This window comes from Deltaproteobacteria bacterium (genome assembly GCA_009930495.1).
Lineage (GTDB): Bacteria > Desulfobacterota > Desulfovibrionia > Desulfovibrionales > Desulfomicrobiaceae > Desulfomicrobium.
Genome location: RZYB01000248.1, coordinates 1 through 3,009, shown reverse-complemented (window position 1 = coordinate 3,009; position 3,009 = coordinate 1). Strand labels below are relative to the sequence as shown.

The window sequence follows — 3,009 nt, the reverse complement described above, 5'->3', positions numbered from 1 at the left end:
TCTCCCAGTTGTAGGCGAACAACAGGATCACGCCCAAGCCGAGGACCACGGCTCCGAACCCGGCGAAAATCAGCATGCCCCAGGACGCATCCGCGTCCGCCCGCCTCTCGTGAATTTCGATGGCCTCGACCTGGTCGGGCGAGATCAGGCCGGCGGCGACCCAACCGTCAAGTTTGCGCCGCGTTTTCTTGTCTATCCTGCCCATGGGCTCCTCCTTGGGGTAACTCGAAAAAGTGCACTCGCTCCTATAATCTTTTCATGAACCTGTACACGCATTTCCATCTCATGCCTCACGCACCGACACGGTTCGTCAAAAATCCAACCCAATCCACAAGGAGGTCTCATGCCCGATCCGCGCGATCTTCCCGCACCCCTGACCGAGGCGGACCTGCCCATCGACGCCGACGGACGCATCTATCATCTCCAGATCAGACCGGACCAGCTCGCTCCGGACATTGTGCTGGTCGGCGATCCTGGTCGGGCCGAGGCCATCGGCACCGCCTTTCTGCACGAGCGGGAAGTGGAGCGCGAGCATCGCGGGCTGGTCACGGTCACCGGAATCTCGGAGATCACGGGCGGCCGGGCCACGATCATTGGGCCGCGCAGGACCACGGTGGCGACATCGGGCATGGGCACGCCGTCCTTGGAAATCGTGCTCAACGAGCTGGTCGCCCTGCACGAGATCGACTTCGCCACCCGCCGGCCCAAGGCCCATTATCCCCGACTGCACGTCATCCGTGTCGGCACCTCCGGGGCGCTCCAGGGCTCGACATCACTGGGCACACCCATCGTCACCACACACGCCATAGGCATGGACAACACGGGCCTCTTCTATGAAGCGCCCTGGCCCGACGCCGCTTGTCGTCGTCTCGAACAGGAGCTGGAAGCGCTCGTGCGCGCGGCCATGCGCCCGGAGTCCAGATTTTTTGGTAAAATCCAGCCGTATGTGTCCAGGGCCGAGCCAGCCCTGGTCCAGGCTCTGCTCGCGGCCGCCGACCATCTGGGCGTTACGGTCAAGCCCGGTCTGACGGTTTCGAACAGCGGCTTCTTCGCTCCCCAGGGCCGCGACGTGGGACGGCTTGGACCCAGTGTCCCGGATCTGGACCAACTCTTCGCCGATTTCGACCCCCATATGGGCGGACAACACGTTGAAAACATGGAGATGGAGTCCAGCTTCCTGCTCCATTTCCTGGGCGGATTGGGGCATTGGGCCGGCGCCATCTGCCCGGCCATCGCCAATCGCCGCCTGAACACCTTCGACCACCACTACCAAACGGCCATCGAGGATGCCACGCGGGTGGCCTTGCTGGCCCTGGCCTTGGCCCGGCAATAAAAAAAAGCCGCCCCAAAGGAGCGGCCCGCATGCGGCGTGGAGCGCCACGCTCTACAGACAGGAATCGGCCGGAGTATGCGGCAGCCCGAAGGCTTCGGCCACGCCCTTGAACGTGATCTTGTCGCCGACCATGTTCAGGCCCATTTTGAGGCCCTGATTGTCCCGACAGGCCTGTTTCCACCCCTTGTTCGCGATCTGCAGGGCATAGGGCAGGGTGGCGTTGGTCAGGGCCATGGTCGAGGTGATGGGCACCGCGCCGGGCATGTTGGCCACGCAATAATGGATGATGCCGTCCACTTCATAAATGGGGTCGGAATGGGTCGTGGGCTTGGAGGTCTCGAAACAGCCGCCCTGGTCGATGGCCACGTCCACCAGCACACAGCCGGGCTTCATATCCCTGAACATCTCGCGCCTGATGAGCTTGGGTGCCTTGGCGCCGACCACCAGCACCGCGCCGATAATGGCGTCCGCTTCCTTGGACAGCTCGCGAATTTTTGCCGGGGAGCTCATCAGCGGCGTGACATTTTTGGGCATGATTTCGGAAAGATAACGCAGGCGGTCAAGGTTCATGTCCAGAATGTGCACCCGCGCCCCAAGGCCGGCGGCCATCAGGGCGGCGTTGGTGCCGACAATACCGCCGCCAAGGACAAGCACCTCGGCCGGAGCCACGCCGGTCACGCCACCCAGCAAAATGCCGCGTCCGCCATGGGCCCGCTCGTTGTATTTGGCCGCTTCCTGGGCGGCCATGCGTCCGGCCACCTCGCTCATGGGCATCAAAAGCGGCAGACCGCCGCGCGGTCCTTCCACGGTTTCGTAGGCAATGGCCACGGCTCCGGTTTTCATGAAGGCGCGGGTCAGTTCCTCGTCGGCCGCAAAATGAAAATACGTGAACACGATCTGATCCGGACGAATCAATGGGTATTCCCGAGGCAACGGCTCCTTGACATGCATGACCATTTCGGCCTGAGCGTAAATTTCGGCCGGACTGCCGACAATGGCCGCACCCGCAGCCGTGTACTGCGCATCCGCAAAGCCGCTGCCCAAACCGGCGCCCGCCTCCACCAATACGATGTGCCCATTTTGGCGCATGACTTCCACGCCCGCCGGTGTCATGCAGACCCGGTTTTCCTGCGCCTTGATTTCCTTCAGAACGCCGACAATCATGTTCAGACTCCTGGAGTTGAAGTGGTATGATGACAGGCTCTAGGCAAGAACCTTACCAGTCCGCACGGTCAGTACAACTGGGACAAATCAACCCGCCAAACCATGCCAGACGTTTCATCGCACGTTCGAGAGCGTTGCCGCCCATTCCGATACGACATCATCAATGTCGCATAATGGCAATTTTCTATACCATTATTTTATGTAAAAATATCAAAATCAAATAGATAATAATATTTTTGGATATGGAATTTTTTTATTCCAGGATAGTAAATATATTCCATATTAAATAACATGCCCATGTCCCTTGATTCAGCGAAGCGCTCTTGCCATAAGCTAGCCCAGTCCCAAAAAACAAACCCGCTGGAGATGCCATGCTGGAACTGCGAGAGGTGACCGTACGCCGGGGCGAACGAGTCATTTTGGACGCGATCAATCTGATCGTGCGTCCGGGAGACCATCTGGTGCTGACCGGTCCGTCCGGGAGCGGAAAATCCACGCTGCTCAAGGTCGCC

The 3,009-nt window shown here is 60.1% G+C and carries 4 protein-coding genes; 2 read left to right on the top strand and 2 right to left on the bottom strand.

Annotated elements, in window-relative coordinates; translation table 11 throughout:
* Positions 1–205: DUF2157 domain-containing protein (locus EOL86_13275; protein ID NCD26546.1), on the bottom strand; the 205-nt coding region annotated here is incomplete at its 3' end.
* A gap of 138 nt (positions 206–343) precedes the next feature.
* Between EOL86_13275 and EOL86_13270 the strand changes: the two genes are divergently transcribed.
* Complete coding sequence (locus EOL86_13270; protein ID NCD26545.1) at positions 344–1,333, top strand: uridine phosphorylase; 990 nt, start codon at positions 344–346, stop codon at positions 1,331–1,333.
* A gap of 51 nt (positions 1,334–1,384) precedes the next feature.
* Here EOL86_13270 and ald read toward each other — a convergent pair whose 3' ends face one another.
* Complete coding sequence (gene ald, locus EOL86_13265; GenBank protein ID NCD26544.1) at positions 1,385–2,497, bottom strand: alanine dehydrogenase; 1,113 nt, start codon at positions 2,495–2,497, stop codon at positions 1,385–1,387.
* A gap of 371 nt (positions 2,498–2,868) precedes the next feature.
* Here ald and EOL86_13260 point away from each other — a divergent pair.
* A partial coding sequence (locus EOL86_13260) for an ATP-binding cassette domain-containing protein (GenBank protein ID NCD26543.1) occupies positions 2,869–3,009 on the top strand: 141 nt, incomplete at its 3' end.

Excerpts from the sequence above, each read along its gene's own strand:
- EOL86_13270 (NCD26545.1), top strand. The coding sequence starts at position 344 with ATGCCCGATCCGCGCGATCTTCCCGCACCCCTGACCGAGGCGGACCTG.
- ald (NCD26544.1), bottom strand. The coding sequence starts at position 2,497 with ATGATTGTCGGCGTTCTGAAGGAAATCAAGGCGCAGGAAAACCGGGTC.